The sequence below is a fragment of the Polaribacter sp. SA4-10 genome (assembly GCF_002163835.1).
Lineage (GTDB): Bacteria > Bacteroidota > Bacteroidia > Flavobacteriales > Flavobacteriaceae > Polaribacter.
In genome coordinates, this window is record NZ_CP019331.1 from 2520279 (window position 1) to 2542572 (window position 22294).

Here is a 22294-nt window from a genome sequence, read left to right on the forward strand (position 1 = left end):
AACGAAACCGTTATAGGAACTTCCTACTTTAGATTAAAAATAAATCAATTTTAGTTGTATTTTTGGAAATCAATTTTAATAGATAAGTTTCTTGAAAAAAATAGTTTTCCTCTTTGTACTTATTATCTCATTTTCATCTTGTAAAAAAGAGGTTAATAAGCCTGTTTTACTTATTAAAAAAGAAAAACCAAAACCAATCTATAGGTTTGGATATAAAATAGATGACTTTAAAGTAATTCAAGATACTATTAAAAGCGGAGAAAGTTTTGGAATTATTCTCGATAGGCATCATGTTTATTATCCAAAAATTAATAAAATAGCAGGCGCTATAAAAGATGTTTTTGATGTAAGAAGAGTAAGAGCTGGTAAGCCTTATACTATTTTAGCAAGTAAAGACTCTACAGAACAAGCACAAATATTTATTTATAAACATGATAAAATTAATGCTACAATTGTAGACTTTAAAGATTCTCTTATTACAGCTACTCGCTATAAAAAACCAATTAAAGTTGTAGAGGAAATTGCTGAGGGTATAATTTATTCAAGCCTATCTCAAACAATGGATAGTTTAGGGTTAAAGCCTAACTTAACGTACACCATTGCAGATAATATTTATGCATGGACATTAGATTTTCAGAAACTACAAAGAGGAGATTCTTTTAAACTTGTTTACGAGGAAAAGTATATTGAAGACACTCTTTTTGCAGGTTATGGAAATGTAAAATCAGCAGTTTTTAAACATAGAGGAGTCGATTTTTATGCATACAGATTTATTGCAGATTCTATAAAAGGAATTCCAGAATATTATGATGAAGAAGGAAATATGTTGCGTAGTCAGTTTTTAAGATCTCCAATTAAATTTCAATATAGAATTTCTTCAAGGTATAATTTAAAAAGAAGAATTGCTTATTATGGTAATAGAATAAGGCCTCACAGAGGAACCGATTTTGCTGCAAATATTGGAACTCCAATTTTAGCAACTGCAAGTGGAACTGTAATTCAATCTACAAGGAGAGGTGGTAATGGTAAATTTGTAAAAATTAGGCATAATGGTACGTATTCTACTCAATATTTACATATGAAAAATCGTAAAGTTAAAAAAGGACAATACGTTAAACAAGGTGATGTAATTGGTTGGGTAGGAATGACTGGGAATACTGGTGGGCCACATGTTTGTTATCGTTTTTGGAAAAACGGAAGAGAAGTAGATCCATTTAAACAAAAATTACCAGCAGCAAAACCCTTAAAGAAAAGTTTGAAACCAAGATATTTAGAGTTTATAAAACCGCTTGAATATCAGTTAGATCATAAACAAATTCCAACACAACAAATAGAAATAGTAACAGAAACAATTGCTCAAAATTAAAAAATGGCTTTAAAAAATATCAACCCAACTGCAACCAATGCTTGGCAAAAATTAACAAATCATTTTAATGATATTCAAAATATTACAATTAAAGATTTGTCTAAAGACTTAAAAAGAAAAGAAGATTTTTCTTTAAATTTTGATGATTTACACGTAGATTTTTCAAAAAATAGAGTTACTCAACAAACGATAGATTTATTAGTTGAATTAGCAAATGAAGTAGATTTAAAAAATGCTATTGAAAAACAATTTTCTGGAGAAAAAATTAATGTAACAGAAGGTAGAGAAGTCTTACACACGGCATTAAGAAGTACTTCTGATGAACCGGTTTTAGTTGATGGTAAAAATATTAAACCTCAAGTTCAAGCTGCTTTAAGAAAAATTAAAAGCTTTAGTAATAAAGTTATTTCTGGTAAATGGAAAGGGTATACTGGAAAGTCAATTACAGATATTGTTAATATTGGTATTGGTGGTTCAGATTTAGGGCCAGACATGGTTGTTGAATCTTTACAGTATTATAAAAATCAATTAACCTCTCATTTTGTTTCTAATGTAGATGGAGATCATGTATCAGAAATTATAAAAAAATTAGACCCAGAAACTACCTTGTTTGTAATCGTATCTAAAACATTTACAACGCAAGAGACTATTACAAATGCAGAAACACTAAAAAATTGGTTTTTAAAATCTGCAACTATTTTTGATATTCCAAAACACTTTGTGGCAGTATCAACAAATTTAGAAGCTGTAGATAATTTTGGAATTGATAAAAGTAACGTTTTTCCAATGTGGAATTGGGTTGGAGGTAGGTTCTCATTGTGGTCTGCTGTAGGTTTATCTATAAGCTTATCAGTTGGGTATGATAATTATAAATCATTATTAGAAGGAGCTGAAGAAATGGACCTTCATTATAGAAATGAAGATTTTGATAACAATATTCCGGTAATTTTAGCATTGTTAAGTATTTGGTATAATAATTTTTATGGTGCAGAGTCTGAAGCTGTATTGCCTTACTCACAATATTTAAAGAAATTACCAGACTATTTACAACAAGCTATTATGGAAAGTAATGGAAAAGGTGTAGATAGAAATGGAGAAAAAGTAGATTATCAAACAGGAACAATTGTTTGGGGAAGTACAGGTACAAACATGCAACATGCATTTATGCAATTAGTGCATCAAGGAACTAAATTAATTCCGTGTGATTTTATTGGTTACAAAGAATCTTTATATGGTTTAACAGATCATCATAAAAAATTAATGGCCAATTATTATGGTCAAATGGAAGCTTTGGCTTTTGGTAAAACGAAAGAAGAAGTTCATTTAGAACTAAAATTTTCTGGTGATACAGCTAAAATTGCAAAATTATTACCTTTTAAAGTATTTGAAGGTAATAGACCAAGTAATGCACTGCTTTTTGATAAATTAACACCAAAGTCTTTAGGAAAGTTAATTGCTTTATATGAGCATAAAATTTTTACGCAAGGAATTCTATGGAATATTTATAGTTATGACCAGTTTGGAGTAGAGCTAGGAAAGGAATTAGCAAAAAAATTATTGAAGAATCAGTAGGATTAGATTCTAGAAACTTAATACATTAACATTTACATTGCTTTTTGTTAATAATTTTGTTAATATATAAATTGCTCATTTACAGTTTGTAAAAATTAATTTAATTACATTTATTTATCTAAATTTTTTGTTAAAGCTTAACATTAAATTAACACTAATAGCCTGCAAAAGCAGGAATTTTGCAAAACATTTAATAACATAAAATTAAAAAATGAAAAATTTTAAAAACTTATTATTTGTAGCTCTGTTTTTTGTAACAGCTACAGTTTTAGGACAAACTAAAGTTACAGGTAAGGTTGTAGATGATACAAACCAACCCTTACCTGGAGCAAGTGTTGTTGTAAAAGGAACAACAAACGGTACATCAACAGATTTTGATGGAAAGTTTATCTTAAACACTAAGTCTAATTCTGGTGTTTTAGTAGTCTCTTTTATAGGCTTCGAAGCTAAAGAAGTTTCTTTTTCTTCATCAAAAAAGAATTTAACAATTAAATTAGTAGAAGACGCTGGCTCTTTAGATGAAATCGTTATAACAGCTACATCTTTTGCTATTGATAGAAAAACTCCTGTTGCAGTTTCTACTATTAAAGCTGCTGATATTGAACGAAAATTAGGTTCTCAAGAATTCCCAGAGATTTTAAAATCTACTCCTGGAGTATATGCTACTAAATCTGGTGGTGGTTTTGGAGACGGTCGGATCAATATGCGTGGTTTCAACTCAGAAAACGTTGCTGTTATGATTAACGGAGTTCCTGTTAATGATATGGAGAATGGTAGAGTATACTGGTCTAACTGGGCTGGTTTATCAGATGTAACATCGGCAATGCAAGTGCAAAGAGGTTTAGGTGCTGCTAAAGTTGCTGTACCTTCTATTGGTGGAACAATTAATATTCTATCAAAAACTTCTGATATGTCAAAAGGAGGAAATATTATTGCTAGTACGGGAAATAATGGTTTTCAAAAATATGGATTTACATTATCTACAGGGTTAATGGATAGCGGTCTTGCTGCTACTGTTTCTTTCTCTAAAACGTCTGGAGAAGGTTATGTTGATGGTACTCAGTTTGAGGGTTACAATTACTTTTTGAACTTAACAAAAGAAATAAATGAGAATCACAAGATCTCTTTTACAACTTTTGGATCACCACAAAGACATGGGCAAAGACAAAACAGAAGTACTGTAGAAACGATTAGAAATGCACAATCAGGAATTCGTTTTAATCCAGATTGGGGTTATAAAAATGGACAAGTTACTTCAATAGAAGATAATTTTTATCACAAATCGCAAACTTCATTAAATCATTATTGGACAATTAGTGACGTTACTTCTTTATCAACTGCAGCCTATGTCTCTTATGGTAAAGGTGGTGGTGGTGGTACCGCTGGTTCTAATAGAGATTTATTTAACGTAAGAGTTGGTGGTTCAGATCAACCTGTAGATTTCGATAATATTGTTGAGATAAATAAGGAAAATGGTGCATTGGGTTCTGAAGCTATTTTAAGAGCTTCAAGAAACGATCATGAATGGTTTGGTGTATTATCTACTTTTAAAACAGAATTAACGGATAATTTAGATTTAATTGCTGGTTTAGATTGGAGAACTTATACAGGAAGTCACTTTAGAGAAGTTACAGATTTATTAGGAGGGCAATATTTCTTTGATGATTCTAATGTTAATGGCACAAGTTCAGCTTTACAAGTTGGCGATAAAATGGGTTATCATAATGATGGTAATGTAGGTTGGTTAGGTTTCTTTGGTCAATTAGAATATGGTACAGAAAATTTTGATTCTTTTATTTCTACTTCTGTGCAAAGAAGTACGTACCAAAGAGTAGATTATTTTCAATATGACTTAAGTACAGAAGCTGGTAGAGATATAGCTACAACAGATAAAGTAAGTTTAAATGGTTACAGTATTAAAGGTGGAGCAAATTACAGAATTGATGATGTACAAAATGTATTTGTTAATATTGGTTATTTTGAAAGACCTGCAAATTTTGATTCAGTATTTCAAGGTTTCAATAATACAACTGTAAATGAAAATGCTGAAAATGAAAAGATTTTTAGTTTAGAATTAGGCTATGGTGTAAGAAGTGACAAATTTGCAGCGAATGTAAATTTATATAGAACACAATGGAATGACAGATCTTTTTCAAGAGGAATCTCTGCAGATCCAACGGTTAGTGGTTCAGAAGATTTTACAGCAAATTTATTAGGAGTTAACGCTTTACATCAAGGTGTTGAGTTTGATTTCACCTATAAGCCTTCAGATAAATTGAGTTTATCAGGAATGGTTTCTTTAGGAGACTGGACAAACGATAATGATTTAATAGATGTGCCTATTTTTGATGAAAATCAAAATCAAAGAGGTACTTTAGATTTACTTGTTGCTGGATTAAAAGTATCTGATGCTGCACAAACAACTGCTGCTTTAGGGATGTTATATAAATTTTGGGACAAAACTTCAATCACTGTAGATTATAATTATTTTGCAGATTTATATGCTCAAATTAATATATTAGACAGAGCAGATTTTGACCCTTCTACTCCAGCAGTAAGAGGAGGAGATACATGGAAAGCACCTAGTTATAATACATTTGATGCAAGTTTGCGTCATGGGTTTAATCTAGGTGAATTTGATACTACTGTTACAGTTCGTGTAAACAATCTATTTGACACAGAATATATCGCAGATGCCTTAGATGCTTCGGATCCATTAGTATGGTTTGGTTTTGGTAGAACATTTAGTTTAGATTTAAAAATTAAATTTTAAAAAATTTTAAAAAAATGAAAAAAATATTTTATTCTTTCGCTATTTTATCTTTATTGTTTACTTCATGTAATCCAATGGAAGATATTTATGATAAATTGGATGCTAAAGAGTCAGTAATTACTGGAGAAGCAACAATTACATTAACAGATGCAGATTATGATGCTTTAGACCTAAGTTTCGGGAACTTTAGTTCAATAGATGATGCTAAAGAAATGATTCCAGGCTTTCTATCGAATAAATATCCAGTTTGGGGTAAAGAATCTTTGGCAGCGGTAACGTTTAAGTTATATAGTCCAATTAAATTCGAAAGCTATACGGTTATTGATGCAGATTATACTGCTTTAGGATTAACTAGTTTAAACAATAGTGGAGATTTTAGTGATTTCTTTGCTGCTAAATTTCCAAGTGAAGTTAAAGGTACAGTAGTTGATCTAACATATAAAACCGAACCAACAATTATTGATTATACATTAACAGATGATGATTATGATTTAGTAGGAAATGGAAGATTTGACAATTTTGACATTAGAACAGGAAGAGCAGAAGAAGATATCGAGGTAAGAAGAGCAAAAATTCAAACTATTTTATTAAATAATTTTCCTGATGCACCAGACGCAACCAAATATAATGTAGCCTATGCGGCTTATGATGGTTCTAATGTTACTTTAGAAATGTTAGTAAAGCAACAACAAAATGCTCCGGATGCTTCTTTAACAACAAATTACACATTAACAGAGGCTGATTTTGCTTTGGTTGGAAATGGTACTTACAATAATTTTGATATTAGAGTTGGTGGTCCAGAAGAAGCTGTAGAAACTAGAAGAGATAAAATTGAAACAATTTTATTAAACAATTTCCCTTCTGTTGCTTCAGGCGATTTATACAATGTAACGTATGCAATTTATGATGGAGCTGCTGGAACTAGAAAAATGTTAGTAGAATTTGATGGGTCTGGTTACACTATCTTTAGTACAACTTCTTACGAATTTTATACATTCGCTTTAGGAGATGCAACTACAAGATTTACACTAACAGATGATTGGACTGCACCTATAACATTTACGAGTGATGAGTATTCTTTAATGGGACAACGTTATCCTAATTTTAGTGATAAAGATGAGGCTATTTACAAAATCGGAATCTACTTAAGAACATTATATCAGTTTGCAGCTGCAGACGATTTCGTTGCAGTACAATATGACTACTATAGTGGAGGCGTAAGTACTCAAAACGTTAATTATGTATTTGATGGTTCTGTTTGGAACGCTATTCCTTCTGTAATAAATGAAACGATTAAGTTCGGTCATGACGGTACAAGTTGGGTTCCAGATAATACAATTAAATATACTTTAACTGGAGCTGATTATACTTTAGTTGGTAATGGTAATTATGGTAACTTTGACGTAAGAGATGGTAAAACTGAACAACCAGAATCAGTTCGTATAGAAAAGATTAATACGATCTTATTAAATAACTTCCCTTCTGATGCTGAAGGTCAAAAATATATTGTTTCTTATAACATCTATAATGGAGCTAATGGTGTTTGGAGTTTAGCTGTTATTAAAGAAGGAAGTGAATACGTAAAACAATAATTTATTATTTTTTGAGAAAATTTTTAAAAACCACCTCAATCGAGGTGGTTTTTTTTTACTTTAAAATTACTAACTTTACCATTCTATAAAACAGCGATTAACTATGAAAGAAATTCATTCCTATTGGGCTTATTTAGTTTTAATTATTTTATTAATTACAGTTATAAACTCAGTGATAGGTTTCATCCAAAAGAAACAATTTAAAGACAAAGATTTACGTTTAGGTTTATTTACACTTATTGTTTCTCATATTCAATTATTAATAGGTTTAGGCTGGTATTTTATGTCTCCTTGGTATAAAGCGTTAAAAGAAAATGGAGGAGAAGTTATGGGTGATAAAGCAGCAAGATTAATTGCAGTAGAACACCCTATAATGATGATTTTAGCAATTGTATTAATTACAATTGGTTGGTCTAAACACAAAAAGAAAACAGAAGATACCACAAAGTTTAAGATATTTTTAATCTTTTATGGTTTAGCCTTATTGTTGATTCTTTCAAGAATTCCTTGGAGTAACTGGTTCTAAATATGAAATTTTTAAGCTATATATTATCACCAATTTTTTTATTTTCTTTCACTTTAATATTGATTGTTTTTCATCCTTTTCAGTGGCTAAGTTTTACATTATTTGGAGTTAAAGGGCATTCTAAAGTTGTAAATGCATTAAATTTTACTTTGGTTAAATCGCTAATGCTTATTGGTGTAACTGTTCATGTAATCAATAAACATAAGATACCAGAAAACACATCAATTGTTTTTGTATCAAACCATCAATCAATTTCTGATATTCCTCCAATAGGATGGTATTTTAGAAAATATAACCCAAAATTTGTTTCAAAAATAGAACTTGGTAAAGGCATTCCAAGTGTCTCTTTTAACTTAAAGAATGGTGGTGGAGCACTAATAGATAGAAAAGATCCAAAACAATCAATAACTGAATTGGTTAATTTTTCTAAAAGAATTAATAAAAACAAATGGGGAGCAGTTATTTTTCCAGAAGGAACTAGAAGTAGAGACGGATTGCCTAAAGAATTTGCGAAGAATGGTTTAAAAGTGATTGCTAAATACAATAAAGATGGGTATATTGTACCTTTGACTATTAATAATTCCTGGAAAGTTTTTAAATATGGAAAATTTCCATTAGGTCTAGGGAGTCCAATTACTATTACAACGCATGAACCAATAAAAATTAGTTCTTTACCTTATGAAGAATTATTAGAAAAAACAGAAAAAATTATTAAAGAACATATAAAATAAATAACTATGTCTATTCATAACATTAGAAAAGAAGTAATGCTCACGTTAGAAAAAAGCATGCAAAACTTCATGGATACTTATTTAATTCCCGCAGAAAAAATTTGGCAACCAACAGATTTCTTGCCAAACTCGCAAAAAGATTCATTTATATCAGAAGTAGAAGAAATTAGAGAGATTTCTAAAGAGTTACACGATGATTTTTGGGTGGTTTTAGTAGGGGACACTATTACTGAAGAAGCATTACCAACCTATGAATCTTGGTTATTAGATTTAGATGGTGTAAACCAAGACCCGGATAACGGTTGGGCAAAATGGGTAAGAACTTGGACAGCAGAAGAAAACAGACATGGAGATGTTCTAAACAAGTATTTATACTTATCTGGTCGTGTAAACATGCGTGAAGTAGAAATTTCTACACAACACTTAATTGCAGATGGTTTTGATATTGGTACTTCTACAGACCCTTATAAAAACTTTGTGTATACCACATTTCAAGAATTAGCAACCTATGTTTCTCATAACAACGTGGCTAAAATTGCAAAGAAAAAAGGACACAAAGCGTTAGGTAAAATGTCTAAAATTATTGCAGGAGATGAAATGCGTCACCACCAGGCATATTCACATTTTGTAAAAGAAATTTTTAAGATAGATGCAAGTGAAATGATGTTGGCTTTCCAACACATGATGAAATATAAAATTGTAATGCCTGCATTACACTTAAGACAATCATTTGGAGCTAAAGGAAGTGCATTTGATGATTTTTCTGCAGTAGCGCAAAGAATAGGCGTTTATACAGGTTTCGATTATGTAGATATATTGAGGAAATTAAACGAGATGTGGGAAATTGACAAAATCACAAATTTGACGCCAGAAGCAGAAAAAGCACGTGATTACTTAATGAAACTTCCAGACAGAATGTACAGAATTACAGAAAGAATTAAGGTGCCAGATACTAAGTTTGACTTTAAATGGCTATTACCAGCATAAAATAATAATAAGCTATTTCCTGTTTTTTACGATCTCTTTTTGTGAAAAACAAAAACGATGTCGTTTTAATTAGGGCTAGAATTTTTACTAGCTATAGAGCGCTGGTATTTAGTTCTTTTGCTTGATATTGTAAATGCGATGTCAGAAGACACAAATATTTAAAAAAATTAAAGACCCATTAATCCCGAAACTTATGGATTAACGGGTCTTTTCTAATTTAGAGATTTAACACAAATAAGAACCTATATTTTCTATGTGCCTATGAGTTTAAAATAGCAGCAAAGTGCCAGCGTAACAAAGCTACCTATACTTTATTTTTAAGTAAATCTATTTCAAAAAGACAAACAGGAGCCAGTTTATAATGGTCAGGTAAATTGGAAGTATCTTTTAAGTTAAAGAGCCCCAAAAAATCGAAGCCTGCATTTCTATAATGTTTAATAAGCCCAAGATTCTCTCCTAAAGTATCCAATCTAATAAATTGAATGTCTTTTTCAAGCGCAAATTCTTTGGCCCAAGCAATAATTTTATCAATATAATTATTCCCTCTAAAATTTGGATTTACAGCAATTCTATGAATGTAGAGTGCGCTGTCTTCTTTGCTGTCTTCCCAAATTTGTACATCAGAAAAAGTAACTGCCCAAACACATGCAACTTCAGTATTAATTAGAAGTTTAAATTGCCTGTTTTCCGCAATTTCGGTTTCAACCATTTCTCTATTAAACTCTGGCCAAACAATAACTGTTTTCTTTTCTTTCTGGTAATTAGAGGCAATAGTGTAAAATGTAAATATTTTATCAATATCTAAAGGAGTAACATTTTTAATAGTCATGTGTGTTATTTAGAAATTTTAAAGGAATCTTTATCAGTTAAGAAACCTAGTTTTTTACGAATTCTATCTTGATTAGATTTAATGAAAGTTGCAGTTACAATACCAACTTCATTTTTATCTAAATTAGAAAGCACATCACCTAGGTAATCAATAATTAAGGAAGCACCAGAATATTCATAATTATTAGCATCTTTTCCTGTTCTGTTAACACCAATAACATAGCTCATGTTTTCTATTGCACGCGCTTTTAAAAGCGTTTTCCAAGCTTTAATTCTTGCAACTGGCCAATTTGCCATAAATAATAATAAATCATAACCTTCTTGATTTCTTGCCCAAACAGGAAACCGTAAATCATAACAAATTAACGGACAGATTTTCCAACCTTTATAATCTATAATTAGCTTTTTATCTCCGGAAGTATAAACTTTATCTTCACCAGCCAGGGTAAAAGAATGTCTTTTGTCATAGATTTCTATTTTTTCTGAAGGATGCACAAAAACCAATCTATTATAATATTTGTTACCTTGACCGGAGTCAAAAGGTTCTTGTATTACTAAACTACCAACAATTGCAGTTTGGTTTTCTTTCGCTATTTTTTTCATCCAGGAAATAGAGATTCCATCCATTTTTTCAGCAACATTTTCAGGATTCATTGTAAAACCACTTGTAAACATTTCTGGTAAAACAATTAAATCTACGTCTTTATCTAGAGCAACTATTTTTTCTTCAAAAAAAGCAATGTTTTTAGCAGGGTTTTCCCAAACTAAGTCAGCTTGAATTCCTACAACTTTCAATTTGTTTTGCATCAAAATTAATTTTTAGAATGACTACCTATAAAAGTAAGTTTTTGTAATTTAGAAAATTAAACCGAACGTTAAAAATTCTATGCAAACTTTTATTTCTGAAACGATTGATGATATTCTAAAAACGACAACGTCTTTTGAAGATGTAGTTTTTGTAATGCCATCTCAAAGAGCTAAAGTTTTTGTTAAACAGACCTTTAAAGATAAAATATCTGTAGGGTTTTTACCAGAAATTTTAAATATAGAACAATTTGTAAGGCAAATTTCTGGTGTAGAAAAAGCAGATAGCGTTCAGTTATTATTTCATTTTTATACCATTTATAAAAGTATTGAAACAGCACCAGACTCTTTTGATGTTTTTTCTTCCTGGGCTTTTACCGTTTTACAAGATTTTAATGAAATAGACCAACACTTAATAGACACAAAAGAAATTTTTATTTATTTAAGAGACATACAACGTTTAAAAAAATGGTCTGTCACAGGTACTTTTAAAGAAACAGAATTAATTAAAGATCATTATTTCTTTCTAGAAAAGTTAAATAAATATTACAACGCTTTATATCAATTTTTTATTGAAAAAAATATAGGCTATCAGGGCTTAATGTATAGAGAAGCTAGTAAAAAAGTTGATGCATATTTAGAAAAAAATAAAAACAAAAAGTTCTTTTTTGTTGGGTTTAACGCACTAAATAAAGCAGAGGAATTTTTATTTCAAAAAGTATTAGAAAAAGGGAATTCGGAAATTTATTGGGACATTGATGTTGCTTTTTTTAAATCAAATCATCAGGCAGGAACTTTTATTAGAAAATATAAAGCTGAATGGAAATATTATGAGAAAAATGAGATAAAAACGATTGGAAATTCATTCTCATCGCCAAAAAATATACAAGTAATTGGTGCTTCTAAAAATAATACTCAAGTAAAATATGCTGGAGAAATTTTAGAAAAAATAACAGATTTTAAGAATACAGCATTGGTTTTAGCAGATGAAACTTTGTTGCCAATTACCTTAAATTCTTTACCTCAAAATATTAATGCAATTAATATTACAATGGGGTATCCTTTAAAAGATATTCCAACAACAAGTTTATTATTGTCTGTTTTTCAGTTGTTTATTTCACAAGAAAAATTACAAAAAACAATTGTAAATGAGTTTTACCATAAAGATGTAATTCGTTTTTTTAAACACCAATCTATTTATGGATTGCTTTCTGAGGATAATACATCTATAATTGATGATTTTTCAGCAGAAATAGCAAAAGAAAATAATACGTTTATCAGTAAAAATCAGATTGCTGATTTTTTAATAAATGTAGACCCCCAAATTAAAGATGTTTTATTAACTATTTTTAGTTCTTACAATTCAATTAATGAATTTATAGAGCGGGTTTTAAACCTGATTAACGTTTTAAAAGAAACCGAAAATCAACTTGAAAAAGAATATTTATTTAGATTTTTTACTGCATTTACGCAATTAAAAACCTTGCAGAAAGAATATGCTTATTTTAAAGATTTAAAAACCTTGCACTTGTTTTTTAGACAATTAATTTCTTCTGAAAGTTTGTCTTTTCAAGGAGAACCATTAAGAGGTTTACAATTAATGGGAATGTTAGAAACACGTGTTTTAGATTTTGAAAATATTATTTTAATTTCTGCAAACGAAGGTATTTTGCCAGCAAGTAGCCAACAAAATTCATTTATTCCTTTTGATGTAAAAACAGCTTTTGGTTTGCCTACTTATAGAGAAAAAGACGCTATTTTTTCATATCACTTTTTTAGGTTAATTCAGAGAGCAAAAAACGTTTTTATTCTTTATAATACAGAAAGTGATGTTTTTGGAAGTGGAGAAAAAAGCCGATTTGTAACACAAATGGAAAAGATGAGAACAGATGTGGTTCAAAAAATTGTTTCTCCAAAAGTGGTTACAGAAAAGATAGAATTAAAAGAAATTGTAAAAGATGATGAAGTCTTTAAAAAATTAAAAGAATTAGCTAAAAAAGGGATTTCTCCATCTGCTTTAACCAGTTACCTATACAATCCAATTGCGTTTTATAAACAGAAGATTTTAAAATTAAAAGAGTTTGATGATGTAGAAGAAACAGTTGCTTATAATACATTAGGTACCGTTGTTCATGAAACTTTAGATGAATTATATACCCCTTTTGTAAGTAAGTTTCTGAAGACAGAACATATTTCTGGTATGGAAGAAAAAGCCGATGAATTGGTTGTTAAACATTTTAAAATTCACTTTAAAAATGGCGATATTTCAACAGGAAAAAACCGTTTAATTTTTGAGGTTGCAAAGAGATTTGTCTCCAATTTTTTAGCACAAGAAAAAAGGGTATTGTCAGATAAAAACAATCAACTTAAAATTATTGCAACAGAAGAAACGTTGTCTACAGAGATTTTTATTGATGAATTAAATTTTCCTATAAAAATTCACGGTCAAGTAGATAGAGTAGATGAACTTAATGGCGTACTAAGAATTATAGATTACAAAACAGGAATGGTAGATAATTCTAACCTTAAAGTTTTAAATTTTGAAGACTTACGAAAAGAAAAACATCACAAAGCTATTCAGGTTTTATTGTATGCATTATTATATACAAAAAACAAAAACTACGATTTCACCCAATCATTAGAAGCAGGAATTTATTCTTTTAAAAATCTAAATAAAGGATTTTTATCCATCAATTTTTCATCCAATTATAGAAATCCAGAGAATGAAATCTCTGAAGAAAAATTAAACGAATTTCTAGCGGAAATTAAAAGCTACATCAAGGAAATTTACAATCCAGAAATAGGTTTTATAGAGCCAGCAGATTTAAAATATTAATTACTTCATTCCTTTTAAAATCAATAAAGGAACAGGAGTATGAAATTCTTCTTTCAGTATTATGTTTTTTTCCCATAATTTTTTAAAGAAACCTCTTTTTCTTCTAAAAACACATAACATATCTGGTTTTTGAGTTTGAAAGTGTTCTAAAACTCCTTGAAAAGTAGTTACATTTTCAGTAATAGTTAAGGTTGTTTGAAATTTTGTTAATGCTGAGTTCAGTATTAAATCTTCTTCTTTATAGTTTGGGGTTTTTACCAATAATAAATTCACATTAGATTCAAATTTATCAACAATAAACTTTATTGCACTTAAAGCAGATTTACGTTTTACAATTCCAGATTTAAACGCCATTAAAATGTTTTTAATGGGAGCAAATTTGTAACCTTCAGGCACTGCAATAATTGGTAAATTTGTTTGTTTTACTAATTTACCAGCAGTTTTTCCTAAAAACACACTTTCTTTTATAGAATTACTTTTTGTACCAATTATAATTAAATCAATACCTATTTCATTATCTATTGCTTCAACACTATCAACTACACTTCTTTTAGAAGAAATTAATTTAACATCTACATTTTTTCTATCAGCCGCATTCACCATTGTACGTAAATATAAATTAGTCTCACGCTCAATAATTGCATCAATATTTATTATTGTACCTGCTTTCGTTTGCACGTTATAAGCTCTAAAAACTAAAACTTTAGCATTTATTTCTGCGGCAAAATCAATAGCATATTGTAATGTGTTTTGTGCATTTTCTGTAGATCCAATAGGTACTAAAATATGTTTCATAATAGAAGAATTTAAGGATGCAAAGTTAGTTATTTTTCATTGATTACCCTCTTTTTACATTTTTTAGATATGTACCTTTGTCAAAAATTCAGTTTTTGAGCACAAACATTAGTTTTAAAAGGATTAATAAATTGGCAATTCCTGCTTTAATTGCAGGTATAGCAGAACCTTTATTGTCAATAACAGACACTGCTATTATTGGTAATATAAGTGAAAATGCAACAGAAAGTTTGGCCGCAGTTGGTATTGTAGGTGCATTTATATCAATGTTGGTTTGGGTCTTCGGACAAATTAGAAGTGCTATTTCTTCTATAATTTCTCAATATATTGGTGCCAATAAACTGGATGAAATTAAAACTTTACCAGCGCAAGCAATTGCCATTGTAGTTTTAGCAAGTTTGTTTGTTTTAGCTATTTCTTATCCGTTTGCGAAACAAATTTTTCAGTTTTACAATGCATCAGGAAATGTTTTAGAGTATTGTATTACCTATTTCAAAATCAGAATTTTTGGTTTTCCATTCTCTCTTTTTGTTTTTGCTGTTTTTGGAACTTTTAGAGGTTTGCAGAACACTTATTATCCAATGATAATTGCAATTATTGGCGCACTTTTAAATGTTTTTCTAGATGTAATTTTTGTGTATGGTGTTGCAGGTTATATTCCTGCAATGAATATTGAAGGAGCTGCTTATGCAAGTGTAATTGCACAAGTTACAATGGCAATTATTGCTGTTGTTTTGTTGCTGAAAAAAACACCTATTTCCTTGAGAATAGGTTTGTCTATTCACAAAGAAGTTCCTCGTTTATTAGGAATGATTGGTAATTTATTTGTTAGAACAATCGCTTTAAATACGGCATTGTATTTTGCAACTTCTTATGCTACAGATTATGGAAAAGAATACATTGCTGCCTATACAATTGGTATAAATATTTGGTTACTGGGTGCTTTTATGATTGATGGCTATTCGAGTGCAGGAAATATTTTATCAGGTAAATTTTTAGGTGCTAAAGATTACAAATCCTTGTTAGGATTAAGTAATAAACTTTTTAAATACGGGTTAGCAACAGGAACTATTATTGCTTTACTAGGTTTTGTTTTTTACAATTTTATTGGGCAAATATTTACGAAAGATCCAGACGTCTTAGAACAATTTTATCATGTTTTTTGGATTGTTTTATTAACCCAACCCATAAGTGCAATCACTTTTATTTTTGATGGAATGTTTAAAGGAATGGGAGAAATGAAATATTTAAGAAATCTCTTAATTCTTTCTACAGGATTGGTTTTTATACCAACATTATTGGTTTTTGATTATTACAATTTAAAACTAACTGCCATTTGGATAGCCTTTACACTTTGGATTATTGCTAGAGGATTACCTTTAGTTTTTAAATTTAGAAAGAAATTTTTACCACTTGCACAAAACAGTTAACTTTGATAAAAATTCAGTTTTTATGAATACAAATAGAGAGAATGGAAGTTTATACACCAACATTCAAAATAAAATTGCAACCATAGAATTTGGGCATCCTGCAAGTAATTCTTTTCCAAGTGAACTGCTAGACAGGTTAACCACAGAATTGAATTCAATTTCTAATAATAATGAAGTTTCTGTTGTTGTTTTAAAGTCTGAAGGAGAACGTGCTTTTTGTGCCGGAGCTTCTTTTGATGAATTGGTTTCCATTTCAAATTTAGAACAAGGAAAACATTTTTTCTCTGGTTTTGCAAATGTGATAAATGCTATGAGAACTTGCAAAAAGTTAATTATTGGTAGAATTCAAGGAAAAACAGTTGGAGGAGGCGTTGGTTTAGCTGCTGCTTGTGATTATGTTTTAGCAACAGAAAATGCTTCCATAAAATTATCAGAATTTACAATTGGTATTGGTCCATTTGTAATTGCACCTGCTGTAGAACGTAAAATAGGAGTTGCTGGTTTATCAGAATTAACATTAGATGCAACAAGTTGGAAAAATGCATATTGGGCAAAAGAAAAAGGCTTGTTTGCAAAAGTAGTTGAAACCCAAAAGGAGTTAGATAATGAAGTAGAAGTATTGGCAAACAAATTAGCGTCTTATAACCCTGAAGCTTTATCTCAAATGAAAAAAGTTTTATGGGAAGGAACCGAAAACTGGAAGAACTTATTAGCAGAAAGAGCATCGGTTTCTGGAGAATTAGTTTTGTCAGAATTCACAAAAAAGGCTTTAGCAAAATTTAAAAAATAGGATTGTGAAAATAGTTTCAACAAATATTGGCGAACAAAAAGAAATTGACTGGAAAGGTGAAAAAGTTACCACAGGCATTTTTAAATTTTCTGTTGATGAACCTGTTTTCTTAGATATTGAATATGTAAAAGGAGATGCAATTTGCGATAGAGAAAATCACGGTGGAATTTTACAAGCTATTTATGGGTATTCTCTAAAACATTACGATTTTTTTAAACCCCTTTATCCAGAATTAGATTGGCAATTAGGTATGTTTGGAGAAAATTTAACGATTGATGATTTAGAAGAAACTAAAATTCATCAAGGAGATGTTTTTAAAGTTGGTGATACAATTCTAGAAGTTACAGTTCAAAGAAACCCTTGTTATAAATTAGGCATTCGTTTTAACGATATGAAAATTGTAAAACAATTTTGGAATACTACTTTTTGTGGTGTTTATTTTAAAGTATTACAAACCGGTTTTGTAAAAGTGGGTGATGAGTTTGTACAAATAAAAAGCTGTCCAGAAAATCTAACGATTGCAGATTTATATGCTGCTAATAGAGTTGAAAAAGGTGTTTAACTATTTTAATATATAATTATTTATTTATTAGTAGCGTGACTTTTTTTATGAATGATTTTCTGATTATTTAAGTAATAAATTGAAGACTGTATTGTTAACAATATTTATCCCAATTCAACGTATTTATTTCCATTACAATTAAAACATATTCCATTCAAATAATAATTATATTCTCTTCGATAACCACTACCGTTACAAGTAGCACATTTTGTAGATTCAAGTTGAACGTTTTTACTATTATCTGAATACATAGGAATATTAGTATTATTATGTAATTTTTGATGGCATTCATTACATAAAGTAATCAGTGAGTCGTCAGGATAATCCCATGGTAGATTGTTGATTACATAATATTTATGATGGACTTGTAATATAATTTGTTTAGGTTTTATTTTTATATTTTTTAGTATTTCAGGTAAAATATCTCTGTCATATTTATTTTTGAATTCCGGTAATACAGAATCATACCAAGAATTTGCAATGCTCCGTTTGTATTCTTCAAGTTCCTTTGTAGTTTTCTTCTTAAACATTAAACCATTTTCAAAAATAGTAGCTTTTTGCTTGCAAATATTACAAGTACATTCATCTCTTTTTATAATTTTATTTCTTTTTTCATTCCATTCTTTGGTACTTAGTTTTTCTAAATAAGAAATATATTGTTCGGGTTTTTTATCAATTAAAGAAGAATAGCTAATATTACTCATGAAATTTTATATTATAAAGGCATTGTAAAAAATTCTTATATATTAATATAGTTAGCAAACAAGTTTAGCCCAGATTAAGCGGTTTGTTTGAGCTCTTTTTTACCTTTTTTCGAGGTAAAAAAAGCGAGTAGCGAAAGCTGGAAATAGCTTCTAAACCTTTTCTTCTTTTTTATGTAAAAAACGAGTGAGTTTCATAGAAAGATCTAACAAAATAATTTTAGCATTTCCGTTTCTTTCTATATGATACATGGCATCATTTAGCTCTTTCTCAATTTCTAGAATATTCCCAGAATGTACAAAAGGAGCAAATTTAGAAAGGTTAAACCCAGTTTTAGTTTCCATAAAAACTAAAGAATCAGATTTGTAATTCATTAATAAAGCTTGTCTAAAAAATTGTAAGCAATAGTCTAAAAAACGCTTTTGAGTTTCACGACCTGTTTTTGCAATCGTATCAGACCAAGAAATTAATTGTTGTACAACAGCAGCGTTTCCTTTTGCTTTAAAAGCGGTTCTAATCCAAGCAATAAACCATTCTTCAAAAATTAAATCGCTAGAATCATTATTTAATAAATGAAGTGCTTTGTTGTAATTTCCTTCTGCCTGATGTGCAATTTTTGTGGCTTCATTTTCAGAACATTGTTCTTTTTCTACCAATGCATTTGCAATATCTTGTTCACTTAAAACAGGAAAATGTAAAGCTTGGCAACGAGATTTTATAGTATTTATAATTTGCTCTTCGTTTTCTGTAATTAATAAGAAAACAGTCTTTTTTGGTGGTTCTTCAATTAATTTTAATAACTTATTTGCAGCTGCAATGTTCATTTTTTCAGCCATCCAAATAATCATTACTTTATAACCACCTTCGTAGCTTTTTAGTTGTAATCTTTTAACAACATCTTCTGCTTCATCAACCCCAATATTACCTTGCTTATTTTCTACACCAATGTGTTGCAGCCAATTAAATAAACTTGCATACGGTTGTTCTTCTATAAATTGACGCCAATCTTCTAAGAATAAATTACTAACAGGATGTTTTTTTACAGCTTCGTTTGTTGTTACAGGAAAAGCAAAATGTAAATCTGGGTGTTGTAACTTATTGCACTTACTATTACAAACGTCTACATCGTCAGAAAAATTACATAGCAAATATTGTGCATACGCAATTGCCATTGGTAAAGTTCCACAGCCTTCTTTACCCACAAATAATTGTGCGTGCGGAATTCTGCCGTTTTCAGCAGACACTTTTAAGTGTTTTTTAATGTGTTCTTGACCGATAATTTGGTTGAAAAGCATAAGCAAATATAAAATTACTTTATCATTAATTCATCAATTTTAGAAATCAATCTTTTAATTTATGAATTCGTTGTAAAAGATACATTGTCTTCGAAAACGTTGTATTGATTTTTAGGATTTCCATATTAAAAAGAGTAAATAAAAAGGTATTTTTGTTGAAAATAGATTTAACAAAAGATGAAAACACTAAAAGATTTTAACTTTAAGAATAAGAAAGCGTTAATTCGTGTAGATTTTAATGTGCCTTTAAATGATAAATTTGAAGTAACAGACGCTACCAGAATTCAGGCTGCAAAATCTACTATCATAGATATTTTAGAACAAGACGGAAGTTGTATCTTAATGTCTCATTTAGGACGTCCAAAAGGATTTCAAGATGAATTTTCTTTACGTCATATTGTAGAAACTGCTACAGATATTTTAGGAGTTCAAGTAAAATTTGTTGCAGATTGTATTGGTGAAAAAGTTGAAGAAGCTGTTGCCAATTTAGAATCTGGAGAAATCTTATTGTTAGAAAACTTACGTTTTTACGAAGAAGAGAAAAAAGGAGATGTTGCTTTTGCAGAAAAATTATCGAAATTAGGTGATGTTTATGTAAACGATGCATTTGGTACTGCACACAGAGCACACGCTTCAACAACAATTATTGCTCAGTTTTTTCCTGAAAACAAATGTTTTGGAAACTTATTAGCAAGGGAAATTGAAAGTATAGATAAAGTATTAAACAATTCTGAAAGACCCGTGTTAGCAATTTTAGGAGGTGCAAAAGTATCGTCTAAAATAACTGTTATTGAAAATATTTTAGATAAAGTAGATCACTTAATTATTGGTGGAGGAATGAGTTTTACTTTTATTAAAGCACAAGGAGGATCTGTTGGAAATTCTATTTGTGAAGATGATAAAATGGAATTGGCTTTAGATATTTTAAAGCAAGCAAAAGCTAAAGGAGTTGAAATTCATATTCCAATAGATGTTATTGCTGCAGATGATTTTTCTAATGATGCGAATACTCAGATTTTAGACATTACTAAAATTCCAGATGGATGGCAAGGACTTGATGCTGGACCAAAATCTAGAGAAATTTTTGATACTGTTGTTAACAAGTGTAAAACTATTTTATGGAACGGACCTTTAGGGGTTTTTGAAATGGAATCTTTTGCAGGAGGAACAATTGCTTTAGGTCATTCTATTGACAAAGCAACTAAAAACGGCGCCTTCTCTTTAGTTGGAGGTGGAGATTCTGTTGCTGCTGTTAAACAATTCGGTTTTGCAGATAAAGTAAGTTATGTTTCTACTGGTGGTGGTGCTATGTTAGAAATGTTAGAAGGAAAAACGTTACCAGGAATTAATGCTATCTTAAAATAGTCGTTTATTTGTTTAATCGTGTAATTGTTTAATAGAAATTCCGATTAACAGATAGATTTTTAAATTTCAAAACATACTATAATTTTTATAAGCGTGTAATTTTAAAAAATTACACGCTTATTGTTTTATTAAAGTTTAAGTTTTAATTTCGTGGTTCTTTTTACATTTACATAAATAAACAATCACACGTTTACACATCATAAAATGAAATACACAAAATTACCACATACAGACATAAAAGTTAGTAAAATTTGTTTAGGAACCATGACTTGGGGTAAACAAAACACGCAAGAAGAAGGTTTTGAACAAATGGATTATGCGTTAGATCAAGGAGTAAATTTCTTCGATACCGCAGAACTATATTCAGTTCCTGCAACTCCAGATACGTATGGTTCTACAGAAACAATTATTGGAAACTGGTTTAAGAAAACAGGAAATAGAGATAAAATTGTTTTAACAAGTAAAATTGCGGGTCCAGGACCTTACACTGCTCATATTAGAGAGAATGGTTTTGCTAAAGAAGCAATTATAGCCGCTGTAGAAGGCAGTTTAAAAAGATTGCAAACAGAGTATATAGATTTATATCAATTGCATTGGCCAGAACGAGGAGTTAATACTTTTGGATTGAGAGATTATCCTTATAAAACGTCAAGAAAAGAAGCAGAAAATCATAGAGAGATTTTAGAAACTTTACAAGATTTAATCAAACAAGGAAAAATAAGACAAGTAGGTTTGTCTAATGAAACTCCTTGGGGAACAATGCAATATTTGCAAACCGCAAAAGAATTGAATTTACCAAGAATGATTACCATGCAAAATTCGTATTCTTTAGTGCATAGAAGTTATGAATACGGAATGTCTGAAGTTTCTATGAGAGAAGATATTGGTTTATTGGCGTATTCTCCTTTAGCACAAGGTGTGTTAACAGGCAAATATTTAAGAGGACAAAAACCTGCAGATGCTAGAGGAATTTTATTTCCTAATTATATTTTAAGATACCAATCAGATTTGGTGCAACAAGCGGTTTTACAATATGAAGCAATCGCTAAAAAACACGGAATTACTTTAACAGAACTCTCTTTAGCTTACATAAACCAGTTACCATTTGTTACTAGTAATATTATTGGAGCAACAAAAATGAGTCAGTTAAAAGAAAATATAGGAAGTATACATATTAATTTATCTGAAGAAGCTTTGAATGCTATTGAAGCAGTACATAATTTAATCCCTAATCCTGCGCCTTAGTTCAGTTGGCAGTTTAACAGTATTCAGTTGGCAGTATAAAAAAATCCGATGAAAATGAATTCAGCGGATTTTTTACTTTGTCATTCCTGCGAAAG

18 protein-coding genes are annotated in these 22294 nt (G+C 29.8%); 13 read left to right on the forward strand and 5 right to left on the reverse strand.

Annotated features, from left to right (window positions below; all coding sequences use genetic code 11):
- Positions 1-91: 91 nt before the first annotated feature.
- The 7 genes from BTO04_RS11055 to BTO04_RS11085 all read left to right on the forward strand — a co-directional run bounded on the left by BTO04_RS11055 (position 92) and on the right by BTO04_RS11085 (position 9547).
- Entirely contained in the window at positions 92-1366 is a 1275-nt protein-coding gene (locus BTO04_RS11055; protein ID WP_087564550.1) for a peptidoglycan DD-metalloendopeptidase family protein, read from the forward strand.
- A 3-nt stretch (positions 1367-1369) separates the two neighbouring features.
- On the forward strand, positions 1370-2938 hold the full coding sequence (gene pgi / locus BTO04_RS11060) for a glucose-6-phosphate isomerase (RefSeq protein WP_087564551.1): 1569 nt from the start codon (positions 1370-1372) through the stop codon (positions 2936-2938).
- A gap of 211 nt (positions 2939-3149) precedes the next feature.
- Entirely contained in the window at positions 3150-5711 is a 2562-nt protein-coding gene (locus BTO04_RS11065) for a carboxypeptidase-like regulatory domain-containing protein (protein WP_087564552.1), read from the forward strand.
- 14 nt (positions 5712-5725) lie between these two features.
- On the forward strand, positions 5726-7303 hold the full coding sequence (locus BTO04_RS11070) for a hypothetical protein (protein WP_087564553.1): 1578 nt from the start codon (positions 5726-5728) through the stop codon (positions 7301-7303).
- Positions 7304-7406: 103 nt separating this feature from the next.
- On the forward strand, positions 7407-7829 hold the full coding sequence (locus BTO04_RS11075; RefSeq protein ID WP_087564554.1) for a hypothetical protein: 423 nt from the start codon (positions 7407-7409) through the stop codon (positions 7827-7829).
- 2 nt (positions 7830-7831) lie between these two features.
- Positions 7832-8560: a 1-acyl-sn-glycerol-3-phosphate acyltransferase gene (locus BTO04_RS11080; RefSeq protein ID WP_087564555.1), complete on the forward strand. Its 729-nt coding sequence runs from the start codon at positions 7832-7834 to the stop codon at positions 8558-8560.
- Positions 8561-8566: 6 nt separating this feature from the next.
- A complete protein-coding gene (locus BTO04_RS11085) occupies positions 8567-9547 on the forward strand; it encodes an acyl-ACP desaturase (RefSeq protein ID WP_087564556.1) in 981 nt (326 codons plus the stop codon).
- A gap of 304 nt (positions 9548-9851) precedes the next feature.
- Here the strand turns inward: BTO04_RS11085 and BTO04_RS11090 are convergent, their stop codons facing one another.
- Positions 9852-10376, reverse strand: a complete 525-nt coding sequence (locus BTO04_RS11090; protein ID WP_087564557.1) for an N-acetyltransferase — start codon at positions 10374-10376, stop codon at positions 9852-9854.
- A 5-nt stretch (positions 10377-10381) separates the two neighbouring features.
- Positions 10382-11182: an amidohydrolase gene (locus tag BTO04_RS11095; protein WP_087564558.1), complete on the reverse strand. Its 801-nt coding sequence runs from the start codon at positions 11180-11182 to the stop codon at positions 10382-10384.
- Between the two features lie 79 nt (positions 11183-11261).
- Here BTO04_RS11095 and BTO04_RS11100 point away from each other — a divergent pair, with 79 nt between their 5' ends.
- Positions 11262-14015 carry a PD-(D/E)XK nuclease family protein gene (locus BTO04_RS11100; protein WP_087564559.1) on the forward strand — a complete coding sequence of 918 codons (2754 nt, stop codon included), beginning with the start codon at positions 11262-11264 and terminating at the stop codon, positions 14013-14015.
- On the opposite strand, the gene BTO04_RS11105 is transcribed toward BTO04_RS11100, so the two are convergent.
- Entirely contained in the window at positions 14016-14810 is a 795-nt protein-coding gene (locus BTO04_RS11105) for a universal stress protein (protein WP_087564560.1), read from the reverse strand.
- 95 nt (positions 14811-14905) lie between these two features.
- On the opposite strand from BTO04_RS11105, the gene BTO04_RS11110 reads away from it, so the two are divergent.
- From BTO04_RS11110 to BTO04_RS11120, 3 genes are read left to right on the forward strand one after another with little or no spacing between them, the layout of a single operon-like run.
- Positions 14906-16240 (forward strand): MATE family efflux transporter, encoded by a 1335-nt coding sequence (locus BTO04_RS11110; protein WP_087564561.1) that lies wholly within the window; start codon positions 14906-14908, stop codon positions 16238-16240.
- Positions 16241-16262: 22 nt separating this feature from the next.
- Positions 16263-17030 carry an enoyl-CoA hydratase/isomerase family protein gene (locus BTO04_RS11115; protein ID WP_087565399.1) on the forward strand — a complete coding sequence of 256 codons (768 nt, stop codon included), beginning with the start codon at positions 16263-16265 and terminating at the stop codon, positions 17028-17030.
- 4 nt (positions 17031-17034) lie between these two features.
- The gene (locus BTO04_RS11120; RefSeq protein WP_087564562.1) at positions 17035-17592 is read left to right on the forward strand and encodes an MOSC domain-containing protein; all 558 of its coding nucleotides are present in this window, start codon (positions 17035-17037) and stop codon (positions 17590-17592) included.
- Between the two features lie 104 nt (positions 17593-17696).
- On the opposite strand, the gene BTO04_RS11125 is transcribed toward BTO04_RS11120, so the two are convergent.
- Both BTO04_RS11125 and BTO04_RS11130 read right to left on the reverse strand, forming a co-directional pair.
- Entirely contained in the window at positions 17697-18296 is a 600-nt protein-coding gene (locus BTO04_RS11125) for a hypothetical protein (protein WP_087564563.1), read from the reverse strand.
- Between the two features lie 150 nt (positions 18297-18446).
- The gene (locus BTO04_RS11130) at positions 18447-19589 is read right to left on the reverse strand and encodes a DNA polymerase III subunit delta' (RefSeq protein ID WP_087564564.1); all 1143 of its coding nucleotides are present in this window, start codon (positions 19587-19589) and stop codon (positions 18447-18449) included.
- Between the two features lie 177 nt (positions 19590-19766).
- On the opposite strand from BTO04_RS11130, the gene pgk reads away from it, so the two are divergent.
- Positions 19767-20954 (forward strand): phosphoglycerate kinase, encoded by a 1188-nt coding sequence (gene pgk / locus BTO04_RS11135; protein ID WP_087564565.1) that lies wholly within the window; start codon positions 19767-19769, stop codon positions 20952-20954.
- A gap of 204 nt (positions 20955-21158) precedes the next feature.
- Entirely contained in the window at positions 21159-22199 is a 1041-nt protein-coding gene (locus tag BTO04_RS11140; protein WP_087564566.1) for an aldo/keto reductase, read from the forward strand.
- Positions 22200-22294: the final 95 nt, after the last annotated feature.